General features: G+C 65.7%; 20 protein-coding genes and 2 tRNA genes. 8 read left to right on the plus strand and 14 right to left on the minus strand.

What is annotated here, in order from left to right:
* Positions 1–12: 12 nt before the first annotated feature.
* The 10 genes from lpxH to ACSYAO_RS04295 all read right to left on the minus strand — a co-directional run bounded on the left by lpxH (position 13) and on the right by ACSYAO_RS04295 (position 17112).
* The gene (lpxH, locus tag ACSYAO_RS04250; RefSeq protein WP_049462831.1) at positions 13–759 is read right to left on the minus strand and encodes a UDP-2,3-diacylglucosamine diphosphatase; all 747 of its coding nucleotides are present in this window, start codon (positions 757–759) and stop codon (positions 13–15) included.
* A gap of 67 nt (positions 760–826) precedes the next feature.
* The gene (locus ACSYAO_RS04255) at positions 827–1366 is read right to left on the minus strand and encodes a phosphatase PAP2 family protein (protein WP_049400923.1); all 540 of its coding nucleotides are present in this window, start codon (positions 1364–1366) and stop codon (positions 827–829) included.
* Positions 1347–2492 (minus strand): glycosyltransferase family 4 protein, encoded by a 1146-nt coding sequence (locus ACSYAO_RS04260; protein WP_049462832.1) that lies wholly within the window; start codon positions 2490–2492, stop codon positions 1347–1349. Before ACSYAO_RS04260 ends, ACSYAO_RS04255 begins: the two co-directional genes overlap by 20 nt.
* Positions 2493–2637: 145 nt before the next feature.
* The gene (locus tag ACSYAO_RS04265; RefSeq protein ID WP_049462833.1) at positions 2638–5562 is read right to left on the minus strand and encodes a TonB-dependent receptor domain-containing protein; all 2925 of its coding nucleotides are present in this window, start codon (positions 5560–5562) and stop codon (positions 2638–2640) included.
* Positions 5563–5899: 337 nt separating this feature from the next.
* The gene (locus ACSYAO_RS04270) at positions 5900–8869 is read right to left on the minus strand and encodes a TonB-dependent receptor domain-containing protein (protein WP_049400921.1); all 2970 of its coding nucleotides are present in this window, start codon (positions 8867–8869) and stop codon (positions 5900–5902) included.
* Between the two features lie 306 nt (positions 8870–9175).
* Positions 9176–10702 (minus strand): exopolyphosphatase, encoded by a 1527-nt coding sequence (gene ppx, locus ACSYAO_RS04275; protein ID WP_010483920.1) that lies wholly within the window; start codon positions 10700–10702, stop codon positions 9176–9178.
* Between the two features lie 373 nt (positions 10703–11075).
* The gene (gene ppk1 / locus ACSYAO_RS04280; protein ID WP_049462834.1) at positions 11076–13163 is read right to left on the minus strand and encodes a polyphosphate kinase 1; all 2088 of its coding nucleotides are present in this window, start codon (positions 13161–13163) and stop codon (positions 11076–11078) included.
* Positions 13164–13167: 4 nt separating this feature from the next.
* A complete protein-coding gene (gene phoR / locus ACSYAO_RS04285; protein ID WP_032129078.1) occupies positions 13168–14499 on the minus strand; it encodes a phosphate regulon sensor histidine kinase PhoR in 1332 nt (443 codons plus the stop codon).
* Between the two features lie 106 nt (positions 14500–14605).
* On the minus strand, positions 14606–15295 hold the full coding sequence (gene phoB, locus ACSYAO_RS04290) for a phosphate regulon transcriptional regulator PhoB (protein ID WP_005408258.1): 690 nt from the start codon (positions 15293–15295) through the stop codon (positions 14606–14608).
* A gap of 116 nt (positions 15296–15411) precedes the next feature.
* Complete coding sequence (locus ACSYAO_RS04295; protein WP_180838317.1) at positions 15412–17112, minus strand: M48 family metalloprotease; 1701 nt, start codon at positions 17110–17112, stop codon at positions 15412–15414.
* An 88-nt stretch (positions 17113–17200) separates the two neighbouring features.
* Between ACSYAO_RS04295 and grxC the strand changes: the two genes are divergently transcribed.
* The 6 genes from grxC (at position 17201) to ACSYAO_RS04325 (ending at position 21972) form a co-directional block, all read left to right on the plus strand.
* Complete coding sequence (gene grxC / locus ACSYAO_RS04300; RefSeq protein WP_049400919.1) at positions 17201–17491, plus strand: glutaredoxin 3; 291 nt, start codon at positions 17201–17203, stop codon at positions 17489–17491.
* On the plus strand, positions 17488–17880 hold the full coding sequence (locus tag ACSYAO_RS04305) for a carboxymuconolactone decarboxylase family protein (protein WP_004146041.1): 393 nt from the start codon (positions 17488–17490) through the stop codon (positions 17878–17880). The genes grxC and ACSYAO_RS04305 overlap by 4 nt, the downstream gene beginning before the upstream one ends.
* A gap of 361 nt (positions 17881–18241) precedes the next feature.
* Positions 18242–19246, plus strand: coding sequence for an isocitrate dehydrogenase (locus ACSYAO_RS04310; RefSeq protein WP_032129081.1), 1005 nt, complete (start codon positions 18242–18244; stop codon positions 19244–19246).
* A 245-nt stretch (positions 19247–19491) separates the two neighbouring features.
* The gene (locus ACSYAO_RS04315) at positions 19492–20235 is read left to right on the plus strand and encodes a cysteine hydrolase family protein (protein ID WP_049462835.1); all 744 of its coding nucleotides are present in this window, start codon (positions 19492–19494) and stop codon (positions 20233–20235) included.
* Positions 20236–20288: 53 nt separating this feature from the next.
* Positions 20289–21197 (plus strand): LysR family transcriptional regulator, encoded by a 909-nt coding sequence (locus tag ACSYAO_RS04320; RefSeq protein WP_049462836.1) that lies wholly within the window; start codon positions 20289–20291, stop codon positions 21195–21197.
* 25 nt (positions 21198–21222) lie between these two features.
* Complete coding sequence (locus tag ACSYAO_RS04325) at positions 21223–21972, plus strand: sulfite exporter TauE/SafE family protein (RefSeq protein ID WP_032129085.1); 750 nt, start codon at positions 21223–21225, stop codon at positions 21970–21972.
* A gap of 56 nt (positions 21973–22028) precedes the next feature.
* On the opposite strand, the gene ACSYAO_RS04330 is transcribed toward ACSYAO_RS04325, so the two are convergent.
* A protein-coding gene (locus tag ACSYAO_RS04330; RefSeq protein ID WP_223224739.1) for an IS3 family transposase occupies positions 22029–23263 on the minus strand; the annotation gives its coding sequence in 2 pieces (ribosomal slippage) (positions 22029–22912 and positions 22912–23263; 1236 coding nt in all).
* 111 nt (positions 23264–23374) lie between these two features.
* Positions 23375–24133, minus strand: a complete 759-nt coding sequence (locus ACSYAO_RS04335) for a Bax inhibitor-1/YccA family protein (RefSeq protein WP_049461430.1) — start codon at positions 24131–24133, stop codon at positions 23375–23377.
* A 180-nt stretch (positions 24134–24313) separates the two neighbouring features.
* Here ACSYAO_RS04335 and ACSYAO_RS04340 point away from each other — a divergent pair.
* Positions 24314–24390: transfer RNA gene (locus tag ACSYAO_RS04340), tRNA-Pro, on the plus strand.
* A 39-nt stretch (positions 24391–24429) separates the two neighbouring features.
* Positions 24430–24506, plus strand: a tRNA-Arg gene (locus ACSYAO_RS04345).
* A gap of 326 nt (positions 24507–24832) precedes the next feature.
* On the opposite strand, the gene ACSYAO_RS04350 is transcribed toward ACSYAO_RS04345, so the two are convergent.
* A complete protein-coding gene (locus tag ACSYAO_RS04350; RefSeq protein WP_162292252.1) occupies positions 24833–25324 on the minus strand; it encodes a hypothetical protein in 492 nt (163 codons plus the stop codon).
* Between the two features lie 9 nt (positions 25325–25333).
* Positions 25334–26254: a hypothetical protein gene (locus tag ACSYAO_RS04355; RefSeq protein ID WP_032129316.1), complete on the minus strand. Its 921-nt coding sequence runs from the start codon at positions 26252–26254 to the stop codon at positions 25334–25336.
* Positions 26255–26424: the final 170 nt, after the last annotated feature.

Raw genomic sequence — 26424 nt, forward strand, 5'->3', positions numbered from 1 at the left:
CCCCGCGATCCATCATTCGCGCGCGAGCGTATCCAGCGACCAGCCGCCGGCATCCACGCGCAGCACCGATCCCTGTTCGTACCAGTCACCCAGCACGATGCGGTTGCAGGCGCGGCCACCGGCCTGCAGCGTGTGCACCGCCGGGCGATGGGTGTGGCCGTGGATCATGGTGTCCACGCCATGGCGCACGAAGGTGGCATCGACTTCGGCGGGTGACACGTCGGTTACCGACTCGAACTGCGCACGATCATCCTGCTTCATTTCCGTCTGGCGGGCCTGGCTGGCGTCGCGTGCCTTCTGCGCGAAGGCGATGCGTGCGGCCAGCGGCTGCGACAGGAACTGCGCCTGGAAGACCGGGTCGCGCGTCTGTGCACGGAACTGCTGGTAGGGGATGTCGTCCGTGCACAGCAGGTCGCCGTGCTGCAGCAGCACCGGGCGGCCGTACAGCTCGATCACGCACGGGTCGGGCAGGATGCGCAGGCCGGCACGGCGCGCATAGTCTTCGCCGAGCAGGAAGTCGCGGTTGCCGCGGATGAAGTACACCGGTACGCCGCTGTCGGAAAGTACCTTCAGCGCGTCGGCCACCGCATCGGCAGCAGGCGAGGGCGTGTCGTCGCCGATCCAGGCTTCGAACAGGTCGCCGAGGATGTACAGCGCATCGGCGCCGGGCGCCTGCTCGCGCAGGAAGCGCAGGAACAGGTCGGTGATCTCCGGACGGCTGGGGTCCAGGTGCAGGTCGGAAATGAACAACGTGGTCATGCAGGCATTCTAGGGCATCCACCGCCGGGCATGGCCCGGCGCTACCGAAGGGATCTGGCCCCGGGGGCTACACCGGCAGCGGCAACCAGGCCAGGCTGGCCGATGCCAGCAGGATGGCAATGCCGGTGGCGGCCAGTACATCGGACGGGTAGTGCAGGCCCAGCACCACCCGCGACAGCGCGACGCCGAAGGTGAACGGCACCAGTAGCGGCGCCAGCCACGGGTAGTAGGCCAGCGCGACGATGGTGAACGACACCGCGTGCAGGGTGTGCCCGGAGGGGAAGCTGAACTCGTCCAGCGGCGCCACCCAGGCGCGGATGCGCAGATCGGCCGCATACGGGCGAGGACGCCGGGTCCACCGCTTGAGGCCTTTGTAGAGCAGCAGGGCGGCCAGGCCGGTGGCGGCCATGTGCACCGATGCACGCAGTCCGTCGAAGCCGTCCAGCGCCACCAGCGCGCCCATCAGCACGTACCAGAACACGCCATCGCCGAGCCGGCTGATGACCGAGAACAGGCGACGCACGCGGCGACGCCGGCAGTAGTGGTTGGCCCGGCGGCAGAGCCGCGCCTCGCGGCCAGCCAGCAGCTCAAGCGGCGTGGTGCGCATGGCCGCTCCTCCGCGACTGGGCCAGCTCGGCCAGCAGGGCATCGAATTCGGCAACCACCTGCTGTGGATGCAGGCGCTTCATCGCACGCGCGGCGCTGCTGCCGAATTCGCGGCGCCGTGCATCATCGGCGGCCAGCTGCACCGCTGCCTCGATGAACTGCTCATCGTTTTCCACGGCCGCACCGTTCTCGCCATCACGCAGGTATTCGCGGGCCGCACCGTAGTCGAAAGCGACGGTGGCCAGGCCGCTGGCCATGCTTTCCAGGGTCACGTTGCCAAAGGTCTCGCTGCGGCTGGGGAACAGGAACAGGTCACCGCTGGCGAAATGCCGTGCCAGGGCTTCGCCGCGCTGGATGCCGCAGAAAATGAAATCGGGGTTTTCATGTGCCAGTTTTTCGCGGGCCGGACCATCACCCACCCAGACGAAGCGGGCTTTGGGCCGGACCTGCTGCAGGCGGCGGAAGGCTTTCACCGCCAGGCCAAGGTTTTTTTCCGCAGCGATGCGGCCGACATGGATCGCGACCAGGCCGTTGCCGTCCACGCCCCATTCCTCGCGCAGCGCCGGGTCGCGCCGGCCCGGATCGAACTGCTGGCTGTCGACCGCGCGTGCCAGCAGGCGCACGCGTTCGAAGCCCTGTTCACCGAGGAACTGCTGCAGCTCGCGGGTGGGCACCAGGGTTGCATCGGCCTGGTTGTGGAACCGGCGCATCCAGCGCATCGCGGCAGCCTGCAGCCACGCCACGCCGTAGTCGGGCAGGTACTCGTCGAAGCGGGTATGGAAACCACTGGCGACCGGAATGCCAAGGCGGCGCGCGGTGCGCAGCGCCGACCAGCCCAGCGGCCCTTCGGTGGCGATGTAGACCGCATCGGGACGCTGCTGCTGCCAGTGGCGGTTGAGCCTGATCGGTGCAGGCAGGCCAAAGCGCAGGCCGGGGTAGCGCGGCAGTGCGGCGCCCGGCACCAGCAGCGTGCCCGGTGCCGAGTCCAGTGCTTCGCTGGTCTGGCGTGGTCGGATCAGGTCGATGTCATGGCCGGAATTGCGCAGTCCCTGCTCCAGGCCCTGCACGGTGAGGGCAACGCCGTTCACTTCCGGTGGGTAGGTCTCGGTGACGATGGCATAGCGCATGGCGGGCCTCCGGGTTTCCGGCATGCTCGGGCCTGGCGATGTAGCCGATATGACCGCTTTGCGACCACGGGATGACGGTGGTCAGGTCCCTGTACGAAGCCACGGCCCCGAAGGGCCGTGGCGGTCGTGCAGGGGGCGCGGTGGATCAGAAGCGCTGCTGGTATTTCATGTAGATGAAACGACCGATGTCGAAGCCACCGTAGTAGGAGAAGTTGGCGCTCGGCTGGCTGTACATGGCCGGTCCCTGGCGGCCGAACACATTGTTGGCACCGATCGAGACGGTCGCATCCCATGGCAGGTTGTAGCGCGCCTGCACGTCGTGGAAGGTGACCGATCCGCGACGGTTGTAGTCACGGCTGCCACTGAACCACGGCGCGCGCTGGCCCGGGTGCGAGCACTCACCCGGATACGTGGCTGCATCCAGGCAACGCTCCTTGACCGCGGAGAAATAGCGCAGGCCCCAGTTAAGGCCGAAGTTGCCACGCTCCCAGCCCAACGATGCGTTGGAGCGCACACGGAAGCCGATGCCGCCGTTGCTGGCGATGCCATTGCTGGGAATGGGCGGGGCATCCGCCTCGTTGGTGGTCCGTTCTTCCGCGGCGACCACATAGGTGGTCTTCCAGTCGGCGCTCAGCGTGCCCCAGGACGTTTCGATCTTGTGGCCGATCTCCAGGTCATAGCCTTCGGCCTGGCGGAACCCGCTGTTGCGGCTGCCATAGTTGAGCGTGTTGACGATGCCCAGTTCCGGGTCGCGGGTGAAACTGCCGCAGCGCTCGGCGATGCCCAGTTCGTAGCAGTCGCGGAGGATGTCGTTGGGATGGTCGGCGACGATGGTGTTGTCGATGCGGATCTTCCACCAGTCCAACGCAATGTTCAGTCCTTCGGCAAACGTCGGGCTCCAGACCAGGCCCAGCGTGCGGCTGGTCGAGGTTTCCGGCTTCAGGTCGGGATTGGAGCCGTTGGTGAAGGGCAGGGGCGTCTGTCCACTGCTGCCGGTGATCGGCTCGTTGCCCTGGCCGAGCTGGCGGTAGCTGTCCGCGTTGGCGATGTCGGCGGCGCAGCGTGCACGTACCTCCGGGCTGCTGGCGGCGGCGCCATAGACCGTATCGCAGGGGTCACGGAAGCCGGTGGTGAAGGTCTGCGAGCCGCCACCGTACAGATTCGAGATGGTCGGTGCACGGAAACCCTGTGCCCACGTGCCACGGACCAGCAGCTGGTCGATCGGCTTCCACGAGATGCCGAACTTGCTGTTGAGGGTTCCGCCGAAGGTGGTGTAGTCCGAGTAGCGCGTTGCCATGTCCAGGGTCAGCTGGCGTGCACCAGGGAGGTCGCTCAGCACCGGCACGCTCAGCTCCAGATAGGCCTCGTCGACACGGTAGCCACCGCCGGTGGGGCCCGCCGCCAGATTGGTGGTGGCGCCGGTCTGGGCCAGCGCATCGGGAATGAAGCGACCCTCCTCGCGGCGGCTCTCCACACCCAGGGCGAAGCCCAGTTCCCCGGCGGGCAGCGTGGCAAGGCCGCCACTGAGGCTGGCGAACAGGTTGCGGGTGGTGTTGCGGCCACGGGTGAGTTCCTCGGGGAACAGCCAGTCCTGCAGTTCGCCATTGCCGGTCAGGCCGTACGGGTCATCCTGGCCATAGGGCACCAGTGGATTCCAGGGCTTGCAGCCGGCAATCGGTGCATCCGGTGTACCGCATTCCACCTTGCCGGTGGCCGGGTTGTAGAACGAAGGACCGGTGGAATCGGCAACGCGCTGCTTGTGCAGGTCGCCGGTGGCACGCTGCTCCAGCTCGCTGCGGTTGTACTGGTAGCCGGCTTCCCAATCGAAGTCGCGACCGGCGAACTGGAAGCTGCCTTCAAACGCTGCGACACCCTGCCAGGTGGTCAGTTCACTGGTGCTGACGCGTGGAATCTCCCAGGTTCGGCGGTTCCAGTGCACGTCGCTTGGGCGTTCATAGCCGTGGTGGCTGCCGAACGGATTGAACCAGCTGTCGGCGGACATCGGCGTGATGCCGGCCGCACCGGACTGGAACGGATAGCCGGCAATCTGGCGCGTGGTGGTGCGTCGGTTGTAGGCCAGCTGGGTGTTGAAGCGGATCTGGTCGTTCAGATCCATGCGTGCATCGACGAAGAGCGAATCGCGCTTGATCGGCGTCTGCACGTGCATCTGTTCATTGCTGTTGCTGACATCACCGGTGAACGGCGTGTTGTCACTGAGGTGGAAGCTGTCCGGCCCGCCCGGCTGGCTGCCGCGATCGAGCGAATAGCTGCAGCCACGGGCGCTGCTGCAGCCCGGGCCCTTGAAGCCGACGATGCGCCCCCACTGCCCGACCGTGGTCCAGCCATCGTCCGGATGACGATCGGTATAGGTGTAGGCGCTGAAGCCGCGGTCCTTCGCCCAAACGCCCTTTTCTTCGACATGCTCGGCGGCGACACTGATCGAAGCGCGGTCATTCGACCAGCCGGCAACCACGTCGTACTGGGTGCGGGCACCATCGCCTTCGCTGAACTGCCCGTGGTAGACGTTGGCGGTCACGCCCTGGACGTTGCGCCGGGTGATGATGTTGACCACGCCGGCCATCGCGTCGGAACCGTAGATGGCCGAGGCGCCGTCCTTCAGCACTTCCATGCGTTCCACGGCAGCGGCGGGAATGCTGGATATATCCTGGTAACCCGAAGTGGTCATGCCCAGGCGCTTGCCGTTGACCAGCACCAGGGTGCGCTGTGCGCCGAGGCCGCGCATGTCCACGTAGCTGCCGCCTGCGGCCTCGCCCGCACTGAGCGGGCTGGCACGGCTCAAGGCCGGGCTGCCGGTTGCGGTCAGGTTCTGCAGGATGTCGGCAACGGAATTGAAGCCCTGCCGCTCGATGTCGGCGCGGCTGATGGTCAGCACCGGCTGCGCGGTTTCCAGGTCGACCTGGCGGATGCGCGAACCGGTGATCTCGATACGGTCCAGCGTGGTGGCTTCCGGTGCGTGCTGGGCGAATGCGGGGGCGGCCAGTGCGGTGGTGGCCGTCATCGCCAGTGCACGACGGATCGCCAACCCGAGCTCGGGAATACGGATGGTCATGGGTCTCTCTCTCAGTCTTCGAAGTCTTCGGAACACAGCCAAGCGGGGCTGCGTCAACTCCACCGCGGCGGTGGATGTTCGAACCTAGTGAAGATGGATGGGGAGACGTATGGGCAAGCGACGAAAGCGCTGCAGACGGCCGTGACGCTTCTGCACAAAGCGGAAGCAAATCAATCGATTGCTCCAACCTGTGGCATCGCGGCGGACGCAGCGCAGAGGACCGTGTCCCTGATTGAACGCATCACGGTCAATGTGGAAAGCGACAGTCTGCGCGGAGGCAGAAAAAAACCACGGCCCCGAAGGGCCGTGGTCGTCGAGCTTCAACAGCGCGGATGGATCAGAAGCGCTGCTGGTACTTCATGTACATGAAACGACCGATGTCGTAGCCACCGTAGTAGGAGAACGACGAGTTCGGCTTGCTGTACATCACCGGCGCTTCCTTGCCGAACACATTGTTCGCGCCCACCGAAACGGTGGCATCCCACGGCAGGTTGTAGCGGAACTGCACGTCGTGGAAGGTCACCGCACCGCGCTCGTTGTACGCGGTCGGCGACTTCAGCCACGGAGCCAGGAAGGTCGGATCGGAGCATTCGTCCGCATAACGCGAGGCGTTGAGGCAGCGCTCCTTCACACCGGAGTAGTAGCGTGCCGTCCAGCTGACGCCGAAGTCACCCACATCCCAGCCCAGCACCAGGTTCGAGCGCACGCGGAACGCAAGGCTGGTGGCGGTGCCGATGGTGTTGGCAACGCCGTTGATCGGCGTGATCGCATCACGGACATCGTTGGTGGAGCGGTAGACGTTCTTGCTCACATAGGTGCTGGTCCAGCCTGCGCTCAGCTTGCCGTAGCTGGTGTCGACGCGATAGCTGACATCCAGGTCATAACCTTCGGTCTCCGCGAAACCGGCATTGCGGTTGCCGAACTTCAGGCCGGTGACGATGCCGTTGGACGGGTCGCGGGTGAAGCGGCTGCAGCGCGATTCGATGCCCTGCTCGTAGCAGTCCTTCAGGATCTGGTTCGGGCTGTCACCGACGATGGTGTTGTCGATGCGGATCTTCCACCAGTCCAGCGCCACGTTGAGGTTGCTGAGGAAGGTCGGGCTCCACACCAGGCCCAGCGTCTTGCTGGTCGAGGTTTCCGGAACCAGCAGCGGGTTCGAACCGGACACGAACGGCGTCGGGGTTGCATCCTGTGCCGTGGTCACCGGGGCGTTGCCCTGCTTCAGCTGGCGGAAGTTGGCAGCATCGGCGATGTCACGTGCGCAGCGCGCGCGGACTTCAGCACTGCCCTTGGCCGAGCCGAATACGGTGTCGCACGGGTCGCTGAACTGCGCGAAGGTTTCCGAACCGCCACCGTACAGATCGTTGATGGTCGGTGCGCGGAATCCTTCGGCCCAGGTACCACGGACCAGCAGCTGGTCGATCGGCTTCCACTTGAAGCCGAACTTGCTGTTGAGCGTGTTGCCGAAGGTGTTGTACTTGGAGTAGCGGGTGGCGGCACTGAAGCTCAGCTCACGCGCACCGGGCAGGTCGGCCAGCACCGGCACGCTGAGCTCCAGGTAGGCTTCCTTCACGTTGTAGCTGCCACCGGTCGGGCCTGCGGCCAGGTTGGTGGTAGCGCCGGTCTGGGCCAGGGCATCGGGGGTGTAGCGGCCATCTTCCTTGCGGCTTTCCACGCCGAAAGCGAAGCCGAGGTCGCCGGCCGGCAGGGTCATGATGCTGCCGGACAGGTTGGCGAACGCGTTCTTGGTGGTGGTCCGGCCGGTGGTGTGCTCCGCCGGGAACAGCCAGGCCATCAGTTCTTCATTGCCGGTCAGTCCGTTCGGATCGTTCTTGCCGTAGGGCACCAGCGGGTTCCACGGCGTGCAGCCGCTGATCACCGCGCCCGGACGGCCACACATCACCTTGCCGGTGGCCGGATCCAGGAACGACGGACCCACGGCGTCACGCACGCGCTTCTTGTGCAGGTTGCCGGTGGCGGTAGCGGTCAGCTCGTTGCGGTTGTACTGGTAGCCCACGTCCCAGTCGAAGTAGCGCTGGCCGATCTCGAAGCTGCCATCCAGCGACACTACCGCACGGTAGGTCTTCAGTTCGCTGGTGCTCACACGCGGGATTTCCCAGGTGCGGCGGTTCCAGGCCACGTCGGTTGGCTTGGCATAGCCGTGCTGGTTGCCGAACGGATTGAAGTAGCTGTCCTTGGACATCAGGCCGGTGGCGGTCGGGTCGCCCGAGATGGACACCGAGCTGGACTGCAGGGGGTAGCCTGCAATCTGGCGCTCGGCCGAACGCTTGTTGTAGCCGAATTCGGTGCGCAGGTTGACCTGGTCGGTGATCTTGAAGCGACCGTCGAAGTACACCGAATCACGCTTGAGCGGATACATGACGTGCATCTGTTCGTTGGCGTTGCTGACGTCGCCGGTGAACGGGGTCGCATCGGTCAGGTGGTAGTTGGCCGGGTTGGTCGGGTCAGCACCACGGTTGAGCGAGTAGCCGCAGCCGTCCTTGGTGTTGGTGCAGCCCGGGCCGCCCTTCAGGCCGGTGACCTGGCCCCACTGGCTCAGCGTGGTCCAGTTGGAGGCATCGTTCGGGTGGCGGTCGCTCACGCCGTACTTGCTGAACCAGCGGTCCTTGGCCCAGACGCTCTTTTCTTCGGAGTGTTCCAGTGCCAGGGTCAGCGACACGCGGTCATTGCTCCAGCCACCCACCACGTCGAAGCGATCGCGCGCGCCGTCACCTTCGCTGTACTGGCCGTGGTAGACGTTGGCGGTCACACCGTTGACGTTGGAACGGGTGATGATGTTGACCACGCCGGCCATCGCATCGGAACCGTAGATGGCCGACGCGCCATCCTTCAGCACTTCGATGCGCTCCACCGCCGACACCGGCAGCGAGGACACGTCCTGCAGGCCAGAGGTACTGATGCCCAGGCGCTTGCCGTTGACCAGCACCAGGGTGCGCTGCGCGCCCAGGTTGCGCATGTCGATGTAGGTGCCGCCGGTGTTTTCGCCCGAGCTCAGTGCGTTTGCACGGCTGATCGCCGGGCTGCCCATGGCGGTCACGTTCTGCAGGATGTCGGCCACCGAGCTGAAGCCCTGGCGCTCGATGTCCAACCGGCTCAGTGCCAGGACCGGCTGAGCGGTCTCCACGTCCACCTGGCGGATGCGCGAGCCAGTGATCTCGATGCGATCCAGGGTGGTCGGCGCGGCGGTGCTGCCACTCTGGGCGAACGCAGGCAGGGCGGCCAGCGTCGCAGTGGTTGCCAGGGCGTAGCGGATGGCCTGCCCCAGGGGGGTGGTACGTGAAGTCATGACGAGCTCTCTCTCTCTCAGGTCGTGCAGGGACGCCAAAAGGGGCGTCGAAGAAATCGGCCGCCCACAAGCGGACCGATGACCCGATAGTAGTCTCGTTGGTTAATGCTCTGTAAAGAGGTCGTGTCGATTTGTACCAGGCTTCATCGTCAGATTTCACGAAAGCTCAACAAAAGCAGTCGCTTAGCTGTAACGCTGAATGCGCTCCGCCGACTTGATCTGCTGCGTCGCAGCAGGTCAACCGGGGGCGCATGCGCGAACCGTAACGGTGTGTGACCTTTTTCCCCTCGCGGGAAAGCGTGAGCCTCAGGCTACGAAGGGCCGGAACTGGATGCCCAGCCCGGCGATGCCGTCGGTCTCGCCGATCAGATCGGCGCGCAGCAGTGGCCGGGCATCAATGAAGGCCTGCGGCACGATCAACGACAGGCGGTTGTCGTCGGCGGTCAGTTCCAACGCCGGCAGTGGATCGTCCTCATGGGCACGATTGAGCAGCACCGCCAGGCGCAGCAGGGCGGCCAGCCGGCGAGCGGTCAGCAGCAGGCGCTCGGGCAGGGCGTCGAAGGCGGTCTTGGTCACGCTGCGGCGATGGCTGCGCACCAGCGCGGCCAGCATCTGCTGTTCCTGCCGCGAGAAGCCGGCGATATCCGAGTGTTCCAGCACGTAGCTGCCATGCACGTGGTAGCCGCTGTGCGCGATCATCAGACCCAGCTCGTGCAGGCGCGCGGCCCAGCCGAGCATGCGCGCGTCGTCGGCATCGAGCCGCCAGCGTTCCTGCACCTGTTCCAGCAGTGACAGCGCGGTGTCCTGCACACGGTCGGCCTGCACGGTATCGATGCCGTAGCGCTGGCTGAGCGCGGACACCGATTCATCGCGCAGGTCGTTCTCGCCAGCGCGGCCGACGATGTCGTAGAGGATGCCTTCGCGCATCGCGGCCTTGCTGACCAGCAGCTTCTGCAGGCCCAGTGCCTGGAAGGCGGCCTCCAGCACCAGGATGCCGCCGGCAATGATCGGGCGGCGGTCGCTGGACAGTCCCGGCAACTGGATGTCGTCGATCTTCTTGGCCTTCAGCAGTTCGTCGCGCAGTTGCGGCAGGGCCTCGGCGGTAATCGCGCCCTTGCTCAGCTTCATCGTCGCGCAGATCTCGCTGATCGCCTTGTGCGTGCCCGAAGAACCCAGCGCTTCCTGCCAGCCCAGCGCGCGGTACTTGCTGGCGAAGGGCTGGAACTCGCGACCGATCTCGGCCAGCGCGTCCTTCCAGCGCTTCTTGCTCAGCTTGCCGCCGGGGAAGAAACGCCGGGTGCTGGCAATGCAGCCGGCCTGCAGGCTTTCGCGCTCCAGGGTCTGCATGCCCATGCCGATGATGAACTCGGTGGAGCCGCCGCCGATGTCGATGACCAGCCGGCGCTGGCCGGGCTTGGGCGGTTGTGCATGGGCCACGCCCAGGTAGATCAGGCGCGCTTCTTCGCGGCCGCTGACCACTTCGATGGCGTGCCCGAGCGCGGTTTCGGCGGGAACCAGGAACGACTGCGGTGAACGCAGCTGGCGCACGGTGTTGGTGGCCAGTGCGCGCACCCGGTGCGGCGGTACATTGCGGATGCGCTGGCCGAAGCGGGCCAGGCATTCCAGCGCGCGCTGCCGGGCAGCGGAGGAGAGCCCACCCTTGCCATCCAGCCCATCGGCCATGCGCACCGTCTCGCGCAGGCGGTCGATCACCCGCAGCTGGCCGAGCGTGTAGCGCGCGATGACCATGTGGAAACTATTGGAGCCAAGGTCGATGGCGGCCAGCAGGTCGCCATCCTGCAATGCGGGCGGAGTCGTGGTGGTGTGCGGCATGGACGAATGTTAGCCGAAGGGGCGGTGTGCTCGTCACCGCGCGACCTTCACATTTTGGAAGAGGGGAGTGCGGCAGGGCTGCGCCCTGCACCCGCAGAGGCCAGAGCAACAGCAACAGCAACAGCAACAGCAACAGCGGGCTATCCGTGGGATGGCGGGGCGGGTCCGATGGCAGGGGACGCCGTGAACCCGTCCATGGGGCTTGGTCGCCGCATCCATGCGGCTCACACCCCTGCCACCGGACCCACCCCGCCTTCGACAGATTTCTGCGATCTGATGGTGGGTGCCGACCGTTGGTCGGCACTGATCCAATCCCGACCAAAATCGGTGCCTACCGCTCCTGGTAGGTGTCGACCTTGGTCGACACACCGGGTTACAGACCCTGCATCAGTGCCATCTGCGCAGAATGCGGTGCCTCGTCGTGGGCGGGCGCACGCTTGTGGTAGATGCCGTCGGCATCCAGTTCCCAGGCGTTGAGGTTGTCGTCCAGGTAGTTCTGCAGGACCTCGCGGTAGACCCGCTTGGCCAGCTCCGGATCGAGGATCGGGAAGCAGGTCTCGACCCGGCGCAGCAGGTTGCGCTCCAGCCAGTCGGCGCTGGCGCAGTACATCTCCGGTGCGCCGTCGTTGCCGAACCAGTAGACGCGGCTGTGCTCCAGGAAGCGGCCGACGATCGAGCGCACGCGGATGTTGTCCGAGATGCCCGGCACGCCCGGGCGCAGAGTGCAGGCGCCGCGGATGATCAGGTCGATCTGCACGCCGGCCTGCGAGGCGGCGTACAGCGCGCGCACCACCTGCGGTTCGTTCAGGGCGTTCATCTTGGCGATGATCCGCGCCGGGCGACCGGCGGCGGCGATGCGCGTTTCGCGCTCGATGCGGCCGAGGATGCCGGTGTGCAGGGTGAAGGGCGACTGCAGCAGGCGCTTGAGCTTCATCTTCGAGGCCAGCCCGGACAGCTGCTGGAACAGCAGGTGCACGTCGTTACCGATGTCCGCATCGGCGGTGATCAGGCTGATGTCGGTGTACGCGCGGGCGGTGCCGCTGTGGTAGTTGCCTGTGCCCAGGTGTACATAGCGGCGCAGCTTGCGGCCCTCGCGGCGCACGATCAGCAGCATCTTGGCGTGGGTCTTGTAGCCGACCACGCCGTACACCACCTGCACGCCGGCTTCCTGCAGGCGATCGGCCAGGCCCAGGTTTGCCTCTTCGTCGAAGCGTGCGCGCAGTTCAACGACCACGGTCACGTCCTTGCCGTTGCGCGCAGCCTGGATCAGCGCATCGACAATCAGCGAATCCTTGCCGGTGCGGTACAGGGTCTGCTTGATCGCCAGCACGTTGGGGTCGATCGCCGCCTGCCGGATCAGGTCCAGCACCGCGGTGAAAGCATCGAACGGGTGGTGCAGCAGCAGGTCCTGGCGCGCCGCGGTCTCGAAGATGCCGTCGCTGTCGCGCAGCGTGCGCGGGGTCATTGGCGGGTACTTCAGGTCCGGCTGTGCGATCAGGTCGTACAACTGGATGATGCGGTTGAGGTTGACCGGGCCGTCGATGCGGTACACCGCGTTCTCGGTCAGGCCGAAGTTCTGCAGCAGGGTGCGCACGATCTCGCGCGGCATGTCCTGCGCGATTTCCAGCCGCACCGCCGGCCGGTAGCCGCGATCGACCAGTTCGTCGCGCAGTGCCAGCGCCAGGTTCTCCACCTCCTCCTCGTCCACCACCAGCTCGGAGTTGCGGGTGACGCGGAACTGGTAGGCCCCCTGGACTTCCATGCCCGGGAACAGCTCATCGACGAAGGTGGACAGCACCGAGGACAGGAACACGAAATTCTGCGACCCGCCGAGCTTCTCCGGCAGCTGGATGATGCGCGGCAGCGAGCGTGGCGCACGCACGATGGCCAGGTGGCCGGCGCGGCCGAACGCGTCGGTGCCCTTCAGCACCACCACGATGTTCAGCGACTTGTTGAGGATCTTCGGGAACGGGTGCACCGGGTCCAGGCCCAGCGGCGACAGCACCGGCATGATCTCGTTGCGGAAGTACGCACGCAGCCAGCGCTTCTGGCGATCGGTCCAGGAATGGCGGCCGAGCACGCCGATGCCGGCCTCCATCAGCGCCGGGCGCAGCGTCTCGTTCCAGCAGCGGTACTGCTGGTCCACCAGTTCCGCGGCGCGGTCATGGATGGCGTTGAGGATGGCCTGCGGGCTCATCCCGTCCGGCGCCGGCGGCAGGCCGAATTCCTGTGCGTGGCGTACGGCAGCGGCGCGGATCTCGAAGAACTCGTCGAGGTTGGTGCAGGAGATGCACATGAAGCGCAGGCGCTCCAGCAGCGGCACCTGCGGGTCCATCGCCTGGGCCAGCACGCGGAAGTTGAAATCCAGCTGCGACAGCTCGCGGTTGATGTACAGCGCCGGGTCGCGCAACGGATCGTTGTCCGGGCTCACGGGGAGGGGGAGGGATCCGAGGCTGCTCATGGAGTCATTCTTCGATGGAGGTCAGGGGGGCGGACTCGCGCGGGCGCACGTGGTCGGCATCGAAATGGCAGGAGAACACCGAGCCCTTGCCGACCTCGCTTTCAATCTCCAGCCGTGCGTGGTGCAGGCCGAGGATGTGCTTGACGATGGACAGGCCCAGGCCGGTACCGCCGCTTTCGCGGGAGCGGCTGCTGGAGACACGGTAGAAACGTTCGGTCAGGCGCGGCAGGTGGGAGGCCGGGATGCCATAGCCGGAATCGCGCACCGCCAGCACGGCACCATCGCCTTCGCGGCGGAACTCCACGGCGATGCGGCCACCGGCTGGCGTATAGCGCACCGCATTGGTGACCAGGTTGGAGAAGGCGCTATGCAGCTCCTTGGTGGAACCCTGCAGGTCGACGCCGGCCAGGTCGTCGATGCTGATCTGGTGGCGGCCCTGGCTGTGCGCTTCGGCTTCGCGGCGCAGCGTCGCCAGCATCGGCTGCATGGCCACGGTCTCTTCCTCGCTGTGTTCCTGCGATTCGAGGCGCGACAGGGTCAGCAGGTCTTCCACCAGCTGGGCCATGCGCTGGCTCTGCTTGCGCATTTCTTCCAGCATCGGTCCGGTTCCCGGGAAATCCTCCGGGTCCATCATGTCCAGATAGCCGTGCACCACGGTGAGCGGCGTGCGCAGTTCGTGTGAAACGTTGGCCACGAAATCGCGGCGCACCTGTTCCAGGCGCAGCAGCTTGCTGACGTCGCGGGCGATCAGCAGCCAGTAATCCGACGAATAGGGAATCAGGCGCAGGTTCAGGCGGATCGCCGGATCGACCGGCGAAGGCACGTCGAGGATCGGCTCGGCATTGCGGCCGCCGGCCAGCCAGTGCGCCAGCGGCATCGGCTGCAGGCGTTCGACCAGGGCTTCGCCGAGGTCGCCGGGGTGATGCAGGCCGAGCAGGGCGGTGGCCGCTTCGTTGAACCACTGCACGCGCTGGCTGTTGCGGTCCAGCACCACCACCGCATCGGGAAGTGCGGCGGCCGCAGCGCGATAGCTGCGCAGCATGTCCAGCAGGCGGCGCTTACGCACGCGCATTTCCACCTGGTTGCGGTACAGCAGGCGGTCCAGCTCGTTCCAGACGCCGGTGCCTTCTTCGGCGGTATCCCAGCGCTGGCGCGCGGTCAGGCGCCGCAGCACGCTGCGCAGGCGCCAGTAATGCCATGCCAGCGTGGCCAGCGCGCCCAACGCGATGCACAACCACAGATGGCCCGTGAACCACCCCACCAGTCCGGCGAACAGCAGTACCGCGGCAACGGTGGCCAGGGTCTTCAACCAGGCAGAGCGGATGTGGCGGGGCATTGCGATCTCGTCGTTGAGGTGCGGCGGTTCACTGGGGTGAACCGAGGGTTATAGCAGAGTTGCCGGCGCCGGCACCCGCAGGTGCGTGGCGCCGGCACGACGAGACTCAGGTAGCAGTGGAGAAGCGGTAGCCGGCGCCGCGCACGGTCTGCACCATGTTTTCGGCGTTGAACGGTTCCAGCGTCTTGCGCAGGCGGCGGATGTGCACGTCGATGGTGCGCTCCTCCACGTAGACGCTGCCGCCCCACACATGGTCCAGCAGCTGGGCGCGGGTATAGACGCGCTCCGGGTGGGTCATGAAGAAGTGCAGCAGGCGGTATTCGGTCGGGCCGATCGGCACCGGCTGGTCGTTGGCGAACACGCGATGGGCGGCGCCGTCGATTCGGATCGGGCCGACCGCCACGCTGCCGTCCTCGTCGTCCTCGCGGGCGCGGCGCATCACCGCACGGATGCGGGCCAGCAGTTCGCGCGCCGAGAACGGTTTGACCACATAGTCGTCGACGCCGGCTTCAAGGCCACCCACGCGGTCGTTTTCTTCGCCGCGGGCGGTCAGCATGATGATCGGCACTTCGCGGGTCAGGGTTTCCTTGCGCCAGCGGCGGGCCAGGTCCAGGCCGCTGGTGCCGGGCAGCATCCAGTCCAGCAGGATCAGGTCGGGGACGCGGTCGGCGATGGCGGTCTGGGCCTCACGGGCGTCGCCGGCGTGGACCGGTTCGTAATCGCCCTTGCGCAGGGCGAAGGCGACCATTTCACGGATCGCGGGCTCGTCATCGACGATCAGGATGCGTTTCTGCACGAGGACACCGTAGGGCTCGATTACTGGAGTGGTGCCAGTAGACTACGGTTTGATGACATGTTTGTGACTACCTGGCCGGAACCGGTCGGGATTGCCATCGGCCGGTCATGCAGCGCTCAGCGGCGGTCCAGGTCCGGGTCCTGCACGCCCTGCCGGCGCAGCTCCAGCACGGTGGGGGTGATCGCCTCGATGCGCGCATCCACCCGTGCCCGGCCTACGTAGTCCAGCGCCGGATTGCGCTTGAGCGCCTGCAGCTGCATCAGCGACTGTTCCGGCCGGCCGCTGAGGAAGGCCGCCTCGGCGTAGGCCTCGCTGGCACGCACGCTGTCGCCGGCCAACTCGCTGGCGCGGGCGTACCGCTGCTGGAAGACCGGATCGTTACCGCTTTGTGACAGCAGGGGCCGCAGCATGGCCTGCGCGCGTTGGCCCGCCTCGCGGCTGCCCTGTTCGTTCAGGATCTCGGCATAGGTCAGCGCCACCGGACGGCTGTTGGGGTGCTGACGTAGCAACTGCTCGAAGCGGCTGTTGGCCTGGGCGGTCTGGCCTGCACGCGATTCGGCCTCGCCCAGCCCCAGAGCCAGCCACAGGTTGTCCGGGCGGGTCTGCAGCAGGCCTGCCAGGGTCTGCCGGGCCTGGGTGGCGCCGGCGCGACCGCTGCGCATCACCGCCAGCGCCTGGCCATAGCGCTGGGCATCGTTGAGGCCGTCCTTCTGACGCTTGGCCAGATCGGCATACTCGCGTTCCAGCTCGGGGGTGGAATCCGCGCTGAGCACGCGCAGGCGCTCGCGGGCCCAGTCGAAGTCGCCACTGGCGCCGCGGCTGAGCTGGCCCATCGGGATGCGCAGCACGCTGCTGGGCAGCAGCGGGTTGGTTCCGCGCAACAGGGGTTCGGCCAGGCTGGGATCGGCCGGGTCCACGCGCTCCCTGCGCTCGCCGCTGGGGGTGCTGGTGGTCAGCAGCACCGTGTCCTTCTTCATCTGGTCGGCGCGGGCCTTGGCCTCGCTGATGCGGGTGATGTTGACCGGATGGGTGCGCAGGAACTCGGGCACGCTGTAGCCACCCTCGTTGCCGCGCATCGCCGATGCCATCCGCTCGAAGAAGCCGGCCATGGCGTCCACGTCGTAACCGCTGCGCGACAGGGTGCGGATGCCGAGGCGATCGGCCTCGGACTCGTTGGAGCGGGTGTAGTTGATCTGGCGCTGCTGCATCAGGCCCATGCCCGAGCTGATCGCGGCCATGGTCGCGTTGCCGGACGACGTGCTGTTGCTGGCCTGTGCGGCCACCACCGCCGCCAGCATGCCGAGCAGGATCGGGATCTGGTCGCGCTGGGCACGCTCGACCCCGCGCAGCACGTGCTGCTGGGTGACGTGGGCGATTTCGTGCGACAGCACCGCCGCGACCTCGTCCTCGCGCTCGGCGGTCAGCACCAGGCCAGCATTGACCCCGATGTAGCCGCCCAGCGTGGCGAAGGCGTTGATCTGGCGGTCCTTCATCACGAAGAACGTGTAGGGCTGGCGAGGCTGGTCGCTGTTGGAGCCGAGCCGGGTACCCATGGTCTGCAGCCAGTCGTTGACCAGCGGGTCATCCAGCAGGTAGCCGTAGTTGCGCAGCTCGCGCAGCATCATCGCGCCGTACTCGGCCTGGCGGGCCGGGGTCAGCAGCTCGCCGGCCGAGGAGCCGATGTCGGGCAGCTTCTCCTGGGCCTGGGCGAGCGGCATGGCCAGGGCCAGGGTGACGGCGGTAGTCAGCAGCAGGGCTCGCAAGCAGTGGGTCCTCGGGCAGGGCGCGCCAAGCGTGGCAGGGTGGGGGGCAACCATTCGTTAATCCACAGTGTTGCGGCCGTGGCGTGGAAATTCCAGCGCACCGGTACCATATGTAGACCGTCGATCCATCGTGGAGTTTCCCGTGACAGCCCAGACCGCCGGCGGTGCCCCCGCCATCACCATCTATTCCACCGCCGTCTGCCCGTACTGCGTGGCCGCCAAGAACTTCCTGAAGAGCAAGGGACAGCAGTGGACCGAGGTCCGCATCGACCTGGACCCGGTCGAGCGCGAGAAGATGATGGCACTGACCCGCCGTACCAGCGTGCCGCAGATCTTCGTCGGCGACGTCCACGTAGGCGGCTACGACGACATGATGGCCCTGCACCGTGAAGGCAAGCTCGAGCCGCTGCTGGCCGGGCAGGGCCAGGCATGAGCGCGGCCGACGACGGCAGCAAGGACCGCATCGCCGAGTTCACCGACTTCCGCAAGCGCATGAACGAGCGGATCCTGGGCGAGCCGAACCAGGTGGTGCGCCGCTTCTTCGCGCTGGACACGCAGACCTACCAGGCCGGCGCGCTGGACGTGAAGACCAAGGAACTGCTGGGCCTGGTGGCCTCGATGGTGCTGCGCTGCGACGACTGCATCAGCTATCACGTGGCCCAGTGCAAGGACGCCGGGGTGACCCGAGAAGAGTTCTTCGAGACCTTCTCGGTCGGCCTGGTGGTGGGCGGTTCCATCGTGATCCCGCACCTGCGCCGCGCGGTCGACTTCCTCGACCAGCTCGAAGGCGGCGCCGCCGCCCCGGAAGCGCACGCGCACTGAACCTGACGGGCGCCGGGAACCGGGCCCTGTGGCCCTCCCGGTAGTGCCGGCCGCTGGCCGGCATCCCGTGAACCCCACATGGCCGAGGTTGCCGGCCAGCGGCCGGCACTACCGGACGTGCGGGGCGCCTTCCCCGTGATCCCACAGCCCAGCAGCCCCCTTGTTGTTCAAGGGGGCGCGCCGACAGGCGCGGGGATAAGGTGGGGTGCGCGGGCAATTCTGCCTGAGCCGGGCACTGGGACCATGGTCTATTTGGGACCTCGGCCCCGGCTCAGGCATAATTGCCGGTGAAACTTCCTTTGCGCCGGCGTTTCCGGGCACGTCCGGACGGCGTTTTTCCCCCTGTTCGGAACATCGATCAATGACGCAGAAAATTACGGTCATCCGCGGCGACGGCATTGGCCCGGAAATCATGGACGCCACCCTGTTCGTACTCGACCAGCTCAAGACTGGCCTGGAGTACGAAGACGCCGACGCCGGCCTGGTGGCCCTGGAAAAGCACGGCGACCTGATGCCGGCGGTGACCCTGGAATCGATCGCGCGCAACAAGGTCGCGCTGAAGAGCCCGCTGACCACCCCGGTCGGTGGTGGCTTCACCTCGATCAACGTCAGCCTGCGCCGTCACTTCGACCTGTACGCCAATGTGCGTCCGGCCCACACCTTCCCGAACACCAAGTCGCGTTTCGACAACGTCGACCTGATCACCGTGCGTGAGAACACCGAAGGCGCCTACCTGGCCGAAGGCCAGGAAGTGTCGGCCGACGGCGAGACCGCCTTCTCCGGCACCCGCATCACCCGCAAGGGCTCCGAGCGCATCGTGCGCTACGCCTTCGAGCTGGCCAAGAGCACCGGCCGCAAGAAGGTCACCGCCGTACACAAGGCCAACATCATCAAGTCGACCTCGGGCCTGTTCCTGAATGTCGCCCGTGAAGTGGCTGCGCAGTACCCGGACATCGAATTCCAGGAAATGATCGTCGACAACTGCTGCATGCAGCTGGTGATGCGTCCGGAACAGTTCGACGTGATCGTCACCACCAACCTGTTCGGCGACATCATCTCCGACCTGTGCGCCGGCCTCGTCGGCGGCCTGGGCCTGGCCCCGGGTGCCAACATCGGCAAGGACGCGGCGATCTTCGAAGCCGTGCACGGCACTGCGCCGGACATCGCTGGCCAGGGCAAGGCCAATCCGTGCGCGCTGCTGCTGGCAGCGGCGCAGATGCTGGACCATGTCGGCCAGCCGGAAAATGCCGAGCGCCTGCGCAAGGCCATCGTGGCGACCATGGAAGCCAAGGATTCGCTGACCGGCGACCTGGGCGGCACCGGCACCACCATGAGCTTTGCCCAGGCCATCGCCAGCCGCCTGTAAGCGGCCGGCGTTCCTTGACGGAACCGCAGCGGGGCGCCTTCGGGCGCCTCGTTGCGTTGTGGGTCGGCTCGGTAGATCCACGCCATGCGTGGATGGCGGGGCTTTGGTCCGCAGCCACCCATGGGGCGGCTCTACAGGGGATTGTCTGTGCGAAATTCGCACAGATCATGTGCTTTTACATGGCTGGTTCGTGCGCCGTCCGCTCCGCATCATGTGCCCACTTTTCACCGCACAGGAGCTTGAACATGAACCTCACCGCCTTTGGTCTGGCCAGCCTGATCGGCATGGCCACCGTTACCCCCGTCACCGCTGCCGAACCGGCCCATCCCACCATCCGCCACATGGCTGGCGCACCCGTTGTGGCTTCGCTGGATGCGGCGAAGACCGCCGTGCTGGTGATCGACTTCCAGAACGAATACTTCGACGGCAGCGCTGCGCCGGGCTTCGCCGGTGGCCGAATGGTCATCCCCGATGGCGTGGCCGCACTGCGGCAGGCGAAGCGGATGGTCGAGTTCGCCGATGCCCACGGCATCCGCGTGATCCATGTACAGCACGTGTTGCCGGCGGGTGCGCCGCTGTTCGCGCAAGGCAGCGTCAATGCCGCCTTCCATCGCGACCTGCAGCCGCGCAAGGGCGAGACCGTGGTGCAGAAGGACAACGTCAGCGTGTTCGCCGGTGACTCGGCCGCAGTGCTCGACCAGGTGCTGAAGGATGCCGGCATCGACACCCTGATCGTCACCGGCCTGCAGACCCATGCCTGCGTGGCAGGTGCCGCCCGCGATGCCGCAGCGGCACCGCGTGGCTACCGCGTCATCGTGTCGTCCGATGCAACTGCCAGCCGTGATCTGGATCTTGCCGGAGGCCAGCGCATCGGTCATCGCGCGCTGCATGACGCCTCGCTGGCGCAGATTGAGGACACCTTCGGCGATGTCATGGCGACTGACGCGATCCTGGCACTGCCGGTGCGCAAGGCCGGCGACGGCGCTTGATAAGCTGACGGGGCCCGCACGCCGCGGGCCCCGCCACCTGGAGCCGCCCGCCGATGGACCATTTCGCCGCCCTGCGTGCGCTGCGCGCCATCGTCGATGCAGGCAGTTTCACCGCCGCCGCCGAACGACTGGGTACCACCCATTCGGCGATGTCACGGCAACTGCGGCAGCTGGAAGAACATCTGCAGGTTCGACTGCTCGATCGCAACAGCCGCCGGCTGTCACTGACCGAAGCCGGTCGCGACTACTACCGCGAGGCGGCAGCGCTGCTGGATCGCCTGCAGGAGGCGGATGACCGCGCACGCGCAGGGCAGGCACAGCCCAGCGGCACCGTGCGGATCAGCGTGCCGCAGGTGGTCGCCAGCCAGGAGCTGCCGCATTGGTTGCCGTCGTTCCTGCAGCGCTATCCACAGGTCACGCTGGATCTTTCCGCCGACGACCAGCTGGTTGATGTGGTCGGGGGCGGCTTCGACCTGGCGCTGCGCATCGCGCCTTCCTTGCCGGACAGCCAGCTGGTCGCGCGCGAGCTGGCCAGCTGCCCACGCATCCTGGTCGCCGCACCGGCCTATCTGGCGCGGCACGGTCTGCCCCGGCAGGCTTCGGACCTCGCACAGCACACGCTGCTGGGTTTCAGTCCCACAGCGGCGATGTCGCCCTGGCAGCTGCAGGGACCACGCGGTGCCGCCGCGAGCATCGAGTCGGGGCAGCGCCTGCGGGTGGATGCGACGCCAGCGTTGTATGCCGCTGCGTTGGCTGGCATGGGCATCAGCCTGTTCACTGCGCTGACCGTGCAGGAGGACCTGCGTGCCGGCCGCCTGATCCGTGTGCTGCCCGCCTGGCACGCCGGACAGCGGCGCTACTTCGCGCTGTATCCGCACGCGCGGGCGCTGGCGCCGAAGGTGCGTGCGCTGGTCGAGCACCTTGCGGCGCACTACGCTGCACAGGTGGGCGCGGCGGGGTAGTCGCGCGGCAGCAACCGAGGTGGTGATGGAGTCGGTGTATCTGCTGGTCGCGCTGGGCGCGATCGTCGCCGGATTCGTGCAGGGTCTGTCCGGCTTCGCCTTCGGCATGGTGGCGATGTCGTTCTGGGCGTGGGGACTGGAGCCGCGGCTGGCGGCGACGCTTTCGGTGTTTGGTGCGCTGGTCGGGCAGCTGGTCGCAGTGTTCACCGTGCGCCGCGGTTTCAACCTGCGCCTGCTGCTGCCGTTCGTGCTGGGTGGGCTGGCCGGCATTCCGCTGGGCGTGACGGTGCTGCCACGGCTGGACATGGACTGGTTCAAGGCGCTGCTGGGTGGCTTCCTGGCGCTGTGGTGCCCGGTGATGCTGATGGCGCGCTCGTTGCCTCCGGTCCGAGTCGGCGGCCGTATCGGTGATGCGATTGCTGGCATGGCCGGTGGCGTGCTCAGTGGCATCGGCGGCTTTGCCGGGCCGGTGCCGACGTTGTGGAGCACCCTGCGAGGCTTCGGCAAGGACGAGCAGCGCGCGGTCATCCAGAACTTCAACCTGGCGATGCTGGCGGTGACAATGGCCACCTATGTCGGCAGCGGCCTGGTGAGCCGGCAGATGTTGCCGTACTTCGCCATCGTGGCACCGGCCATGCTGGTGCCGACCCTGCTGGGCGCGCGGGTCTACATCGGCATCAGCGAGGCACGCTTCCGGCAGGTCGTGCTGGGCCTGCTGACCGCGTCAGGCATCGCGTTGCTGGCGTCGTCGCTGCCGGTACTGCTGGCGCGCTGAGGGAATGACTCGTCCTGCCATAGGTTGACACCGATGGGTGGATGGTCCGGCCGCCGTCAGGCGGCCAAAGACGCCCGATGCATCGCATCGGGCGTCTGCATTTTAAGGGACAGGTGGGGGCGCTCAGCGTTGTAGATGTCTACGGCCTCAGCCACCATCTGGCGGGCTTGCCCCAGGTCCCGTGGGCGATGAAGCAGGAACTCGCACTTGAGGATCCCGTTGACTCGCTCTGCCAGAGCGTTCTGATAGCAGTCGTAGCCGTCGGTCATCGAGCAGGTCAGGCCGTGCCGCGCATGGATCTTCTGGTAGTAATCCGAGCAGTACTGGATTCCACGATCAGAGTGATGGATCAGCTTCTGCGGTGTCTTTCTCCCTTTCAGCGCCATCTCCAGCGCCTGAGCTACCTGCTCTGTCTGTAGCGTTTCATGCACGCTCCAGCCCACGATCTTGCGCGACCAGGCATCGGTGACCAGGCTCAGATACACGAACTTCCCCTGCGTCGGCAGATAGGTGATGTCCGCCACCCACACCTGCTCGCTACCGGTTGGTATTACGCATCCTTGGCCAGGTTTGAGCAGATTCGGATGCCTGCGAAAGCGATGATGGCTGTCGGTAGTCTTGTGATAAGCCCGACGTTTCGGTACCAGCAGGCGCGCTTCCCGAAGTACGTCAAACAACCGGTCACGCCCCATGGTGATTCCCGCCGCCTGCAGCTTCGGTCCGATCAAATGGTGCAACTTGCGCGTCCCGATCCGTGGCTGCCGCACGCGGCAATCGCTCACCAGCGCCAGTGCTTTGGTCTCGCTGGCGCGTCGTCGTTGATGCCGGCACCCCGCTTGATAGAACGCCTGTCGACTGATGCCGAAATGGCGGCAAGCCCTTGCCACGCTTACGCCTTTGAGGCGCCCTTGCGTGAGGACTTGCCTGAAGGCTTTTTTACGATGCGCACCCCGTAATCCTCTTTGAGGACATCCACGATGGCTTCGAAAAGCTGTGCTTTCTCGTTGGCCTCCCGCAACTGGACCTGCAGGGCCTTGATCTGTTGTTCCGGCGTCAGCGGCGTGGCCGGTCCACTTTTGGGAGAAGTCGTCATGGGGGCAGATGATGCACCACCTGACCAATCTTGCCGACCATGGCGGCGAAGCCACTTCAGAACCGTGCTGCTACCTTGGATACCGTATCGCTCCTGAGCCTTCTTATAGGTCAGTTCTCCACGCTCGACCTGATCGACCACGGACAACTTGAAGGCCAGCGAGTAATCCCGCTGACTGCGCCTGATTGTTGATTTCATTGAACATTCCTTTTCCAGAGGGAAAAGGTGTCAACCCAATTCAGGACGGGTCAGAAGAACGAAAAAGGGCGCCACGAAGGGCGCCCTTTGTCGTCTACGGCATGTTTCGGCTCAGCGCTGCTGGATCTTCGACAGCAGGCGCAGGAATTCAACATACAGCCAGACCAGGGTCACCATCAGGCCGAATGCGCCATACCACTCCATGTACTTCGGTGCACGCTGGGCGACACCGGTTTCGATGAAGTCGAAATCCAGCACCAGGTTCAGCGCGGCCACGACCACCACGAACAGGCTGAAAGCAATGCCCAGCCAGCCGGAGTCGTGGATCACCGGCACGTCGATGTTGAAGAAGCCCAGCACGAACGAGGCGAGGTAGAGCAGGGCGATGCCGCCAGTGGCGGCGACCACGCCCATCTTGAAGTTCTCGGTGGCCTTGATCAGGCCGCTGCGGTACGCGAACAGCAGCGCGAACAGGGTGCCAAAGGTCAGCAGCACCGCCTGGAACACGATGCCCGGGAACTTGGCGTTGAACACGGCCGAGATGGCGCCCAGGAACAGGCCTTCCACCAGCGCGTACATCGGTGCGGTGACCGGCGACCACTCCTTCTTGAACACGGTGATCAGCGCCAGCACCAGGCCGCCGATGGCGCCGCCCATGGCATACAGCTTGGCTCCAGCCATGACCTGGCCGTAGTCATCGATGGTCTGGTTCCAGGCGAAAGCGGCCGTCAGTACGGTCAACAGCAGCAGGAAACCGGTCTTGTTGACGGTGCCGTTGAGGGTCATGGCCTGGTCGGGGCTGGTCACCACCGAGCCACTGGCGAGGTCGAGGAAGGTGGACTCGGAAAGAGCCGGGTTGCCGCTGCGCATACGCGTTCTCCGTGCGAATGAGGGTCAGGACGGCCATCCGGCCGATGGGCGTGAGCATAGCCGATGACTGCTTTCGGCGTTGTGGCAGGTGCCGGATCTACGCATCCTGCGTTGACAGTTCCCAATGCGCTTGGCGACAATGACCAGCTCCCCGGGCATGGCCCGAGGGGATTGCAAGACCGGGGTATAGCGCAGTCTGGTAGCGCGCCTGCTTTGGGAGCAGGATGTCGGGGGTTCGAATCCCTCTACCCCGACCAATCCCACATCACGTCGGATTGGACACCGTTCCGGTTCGGGCGCCCGTAGCTCAACTGGATAGAGCACCGGCCTTCTAAGCCGGCGGTTACAGGTTCGATTCCTGTCGGGCGCGCCATTGGAATCAATGATTTATGCGCTCACGCCCGTGAACACCGGTTCCCATTCGATGGTTGCGCAATCCTGGGTGGCGAGCATTCCACCTTCCTATTTTTCGATGAAAGATACCCTTTGTATGGGGTGCAGTCGCACGGCGTGATGTCATGCAGGTTGCGGTTGACCGGCATCTGGCGACGATCGGCTCACTCCGCAGGTGCTTGAGCAGCGCCGCCTGGGATGGGGCAATGCGCCCGGCAACGAAAAAAGGCCAGCGCTATGCGCTGGCCTTTTCCATGTCGCGATGGTCGCGATGGGTGCACTCTGGTCGAGTGCACCCCGGATGGATCACATCTGTTCCAGTTCGCCCACCCGCACCTTGCCGCCACCGCCGCAGTTGCCGTGGCAGCCGCCGCTGATCGGGCCGCTGCCGCCGCCACCACCGCCGCCACCGCCGCCGCCACCACCACCGCCGCGGGAGTTGGGCGGGAGGACGGTCGAAATCACTTCGCCGGAGTCGAAACCTGCACCTCGCCACGTGTAGTTGACGCAGGAAATACCGTTACAGACGGTCAGGACATCGCCGGTCTGGACGCGCGTCTGGGCAGTCCAGACCGTGGTCCGGCCGTCATTGAGCTTCTGGACCTCTTGGGAAAGCTGCTGGTTGGTCACCGGATCGGGATACGGGGTTGTCAGCGTGCATCCGGCGGTGCAGTTGATGACGCCAGGAAGCTTTTTCGCTTGAAGGCTCCCGGCCGCCATGAACAGCAGCACGCCTGCAATGGCGGGAATGGAGTTTCTACCAAGCGAAGGGATAATCCCAATCAGTCTAGCTTTCACAATAGGTCCTTATCGTGGGATGCAACAGTTCTTGAAGATTTCGTTCGATGAAATGCGGGCTTTCTCTTTCTCTTGGCTGCTCAGGTTTTTCTCATGGTTGGCAATGTCATTGGTGGTGGCAAAACGTGGGTCCAGCCGGTTGAGGACGCGGGTGTACGCCAGGGCCGCAACGGGATCCGCAGGAACGATGCCGCCATAGGTGTAGGCCATCGCCATGTCGCTGATGACATTGACGTTCCCTTGTGATTCCAGTTCGCGCAGATATCCGGTGGCGGTGTCCTTCCACGCCTCGAGCGCCGCGGGATCACGGATTGCGTCATCAAGCGAACCGATGACTTTCTCCGGCGATCGCGAGTAGGCGCGCATCGCTTCCTGCGAGCCCATGGCGGCGGCCTTCGAAAGCCAATCGGCGTGATAGATGTCCTGATCCAGAGCCAGCGACTCACACTCTTTGAGGATTCGTTCCGACCGCTCCAGGAACCAGTTGCCGGCCCCGACCGTGGTGGCCGAATCCGCCAGCTTGTCAGCGCGATCCGAGATGAAGGTCTGGCATTGCTCGATGGTTCGATAGATTTCGTAGGTTGCCGTGGCATCTCCGGATTCGGAGCGCAGCATCAGTTGCTTGACGTGGGCAAGCGCGTCACCGGGAGGCCGGAACTCATTGCCTCTTACGATTTCGTAGGCCTTGGGGCCCACGGCCTTGTACGAGCCCGGCGGGATCTTGTTGTCCCGCTCAAGCCTTTGCGCGGCCGCCGCACCTGACGCCGGAAGCTGCCTTCCCTGGTCAGGCCGTTCATCGAGGCTGCCACTCTTCCCGGATTCCTCTGCCGTGGCATCCGCAGTTGCCTGCTGCCGGTAGCCGGACATTGCAACGGCTGCCACTGCCAGCACGGCTGCCAGCGCGACGAATCCGATTAGCCGCTTGCTCATCTATTGATCTCACCTTCATTGCAGGAACCGGCATGGTTGCAAACGCGCGCCCTGCGTTCCATGTCCTGCAGCTAACGTTGTATGAATGGATCTCCCCCATTGCCGTTCCAGATCCATTCATGATCCATTCACTTAAAGTTCACGATCTCGGCAGCGCGTCCGACGACGGA

Origin of the sequence: Stenotrophomonas sp. STK16_22 (assembly GCF_051984505.1) — a bacterium.
Taxonomy (GTDB): Bacteria; Pseudomonadota; Gammaproteobacteria; order Xanthomonadales; family Xanthomonadaceae; genus Stenotrophomonas; species Stenotrophomonas maltophilia_A.

Excerpts from the sequence above, each read along its gene's own strand:
- lpxH (WP_049462831.1), bottom strand. The coding sequence starts at position 759 with ATGACCACGTTGTTCATTTCCGACCTGCACCTGGACCCCAGCCGTCCG.
- ACSYAO_RS04255 (WP_049400923.1), bottom strand. The coding sequence starts at position 1,366 with ATGCGCACCACGCCGCTTGAGCTGCTGGCTGGCCGCGAGGCGCGGCTC.
- ACSYAO_RS04260 (WP_049462832.1), bottom strand. The coding sequence starts at position 2,492 with ATGCGCTATGCCATCGTCACCGAGACCTACCCACCGGAAGTGAACGGC.
- ACSYAO_RS04265 (WP_049462833.1), bottom strand. The coding sequence starts at position 5,562 with ATGACCATCCGTATTCCCGAGCTCGGGTTGGCGATCCGTCGTGCACTG.
- ACSYAO_RS04270 (WP_049400921.1), bottom strand. The coding sequence starts at position 8,869 with ATGACTTCACGTACCACCCCCCTGGGGCAGGCCATCCGCTACGCCCTG.
- ppx (WP_010483920.1), bottom strand. The coding sequence starts at position 10,702 with ATGCCGCACACCACCACGACTCCGCCCGCATTGCAGGATGGCGACCTG.
- ppk1 (WP_049462834.1), bottom strand. The coding sequence starts at position 13,163 with ATGAGCAGCCTCGGATCCCTCCCCCTCCCCGTGAGCCCGGACAACGAT.
- phoR (WP_032129078.1), bottom strand. The coding sequence starts at position 14,499 with ATGCCCCGCCACATCCGCTCTGCCTGGTTGAAGACCCTGGCCACCGTT.
- ACSYAO_RS04295 (WP_180838317.1), bottom strand. The coding sequence starts at position 17,112 with ATGGTTGCCCCCCACCCTGCCACGCTTGGCGCGCCCTGCCCGAGGACC.
- ACSYAO_RS04305 (WP_004146041.1), top strand. The coding sequence starts at position 17,488 with ATGAGCGCGGCCGACGACGGCAGCAAGGACCGCATCGCCGAGTTCACC.
- ACSYAO_RS04310 (WP_032129081.1), top strand. The coding sequence starts at position 18,242 with ATGACGCAGAAAATTACGGTCATCCGCGGCGACGGCATTGGCCCGGAA.
- ACSYAO_RS04315 (WP_049462835.1), top strand. The coding sequence starts at position 19,492 with ATGAACCTCACCGCCTTTGGTCTGGCCAGCCTGATCGGCATGGCCACC.
- ACSYAO_RS04320 (WP_049462836.1), top strand. The coding sequence starts at position 20,289 with ATGGACCATTTCGCCGCCCTGCGTGCGCTGCGCGCCATCGTCGATGCA.
- ACSYAO_RS04325 (WP_032129085.1), top strand. The coding sequence starts at position 21,223 with ATGGAGTCGGTGTATCTGCTGGTCGCGCTGGGCGCGATCGTCGCCGGA.
- ACSYAO_RS04335 (WP_049461430.1), bottom strand. The coding sequence starts at position 24,133 with ATGCGCAGCGGCAACCCGGCTCTTTCCGAGTCCACCTTCCTCGACCTC.
- ACSYAO_RS04355 (WP_032129316.1), bottom strand. The coding sequence starts at position 26,254 with ATGAGCAAGCGGCTAATCGGATTCGTCGCGCTGGCAGCCGTGCTGGCA.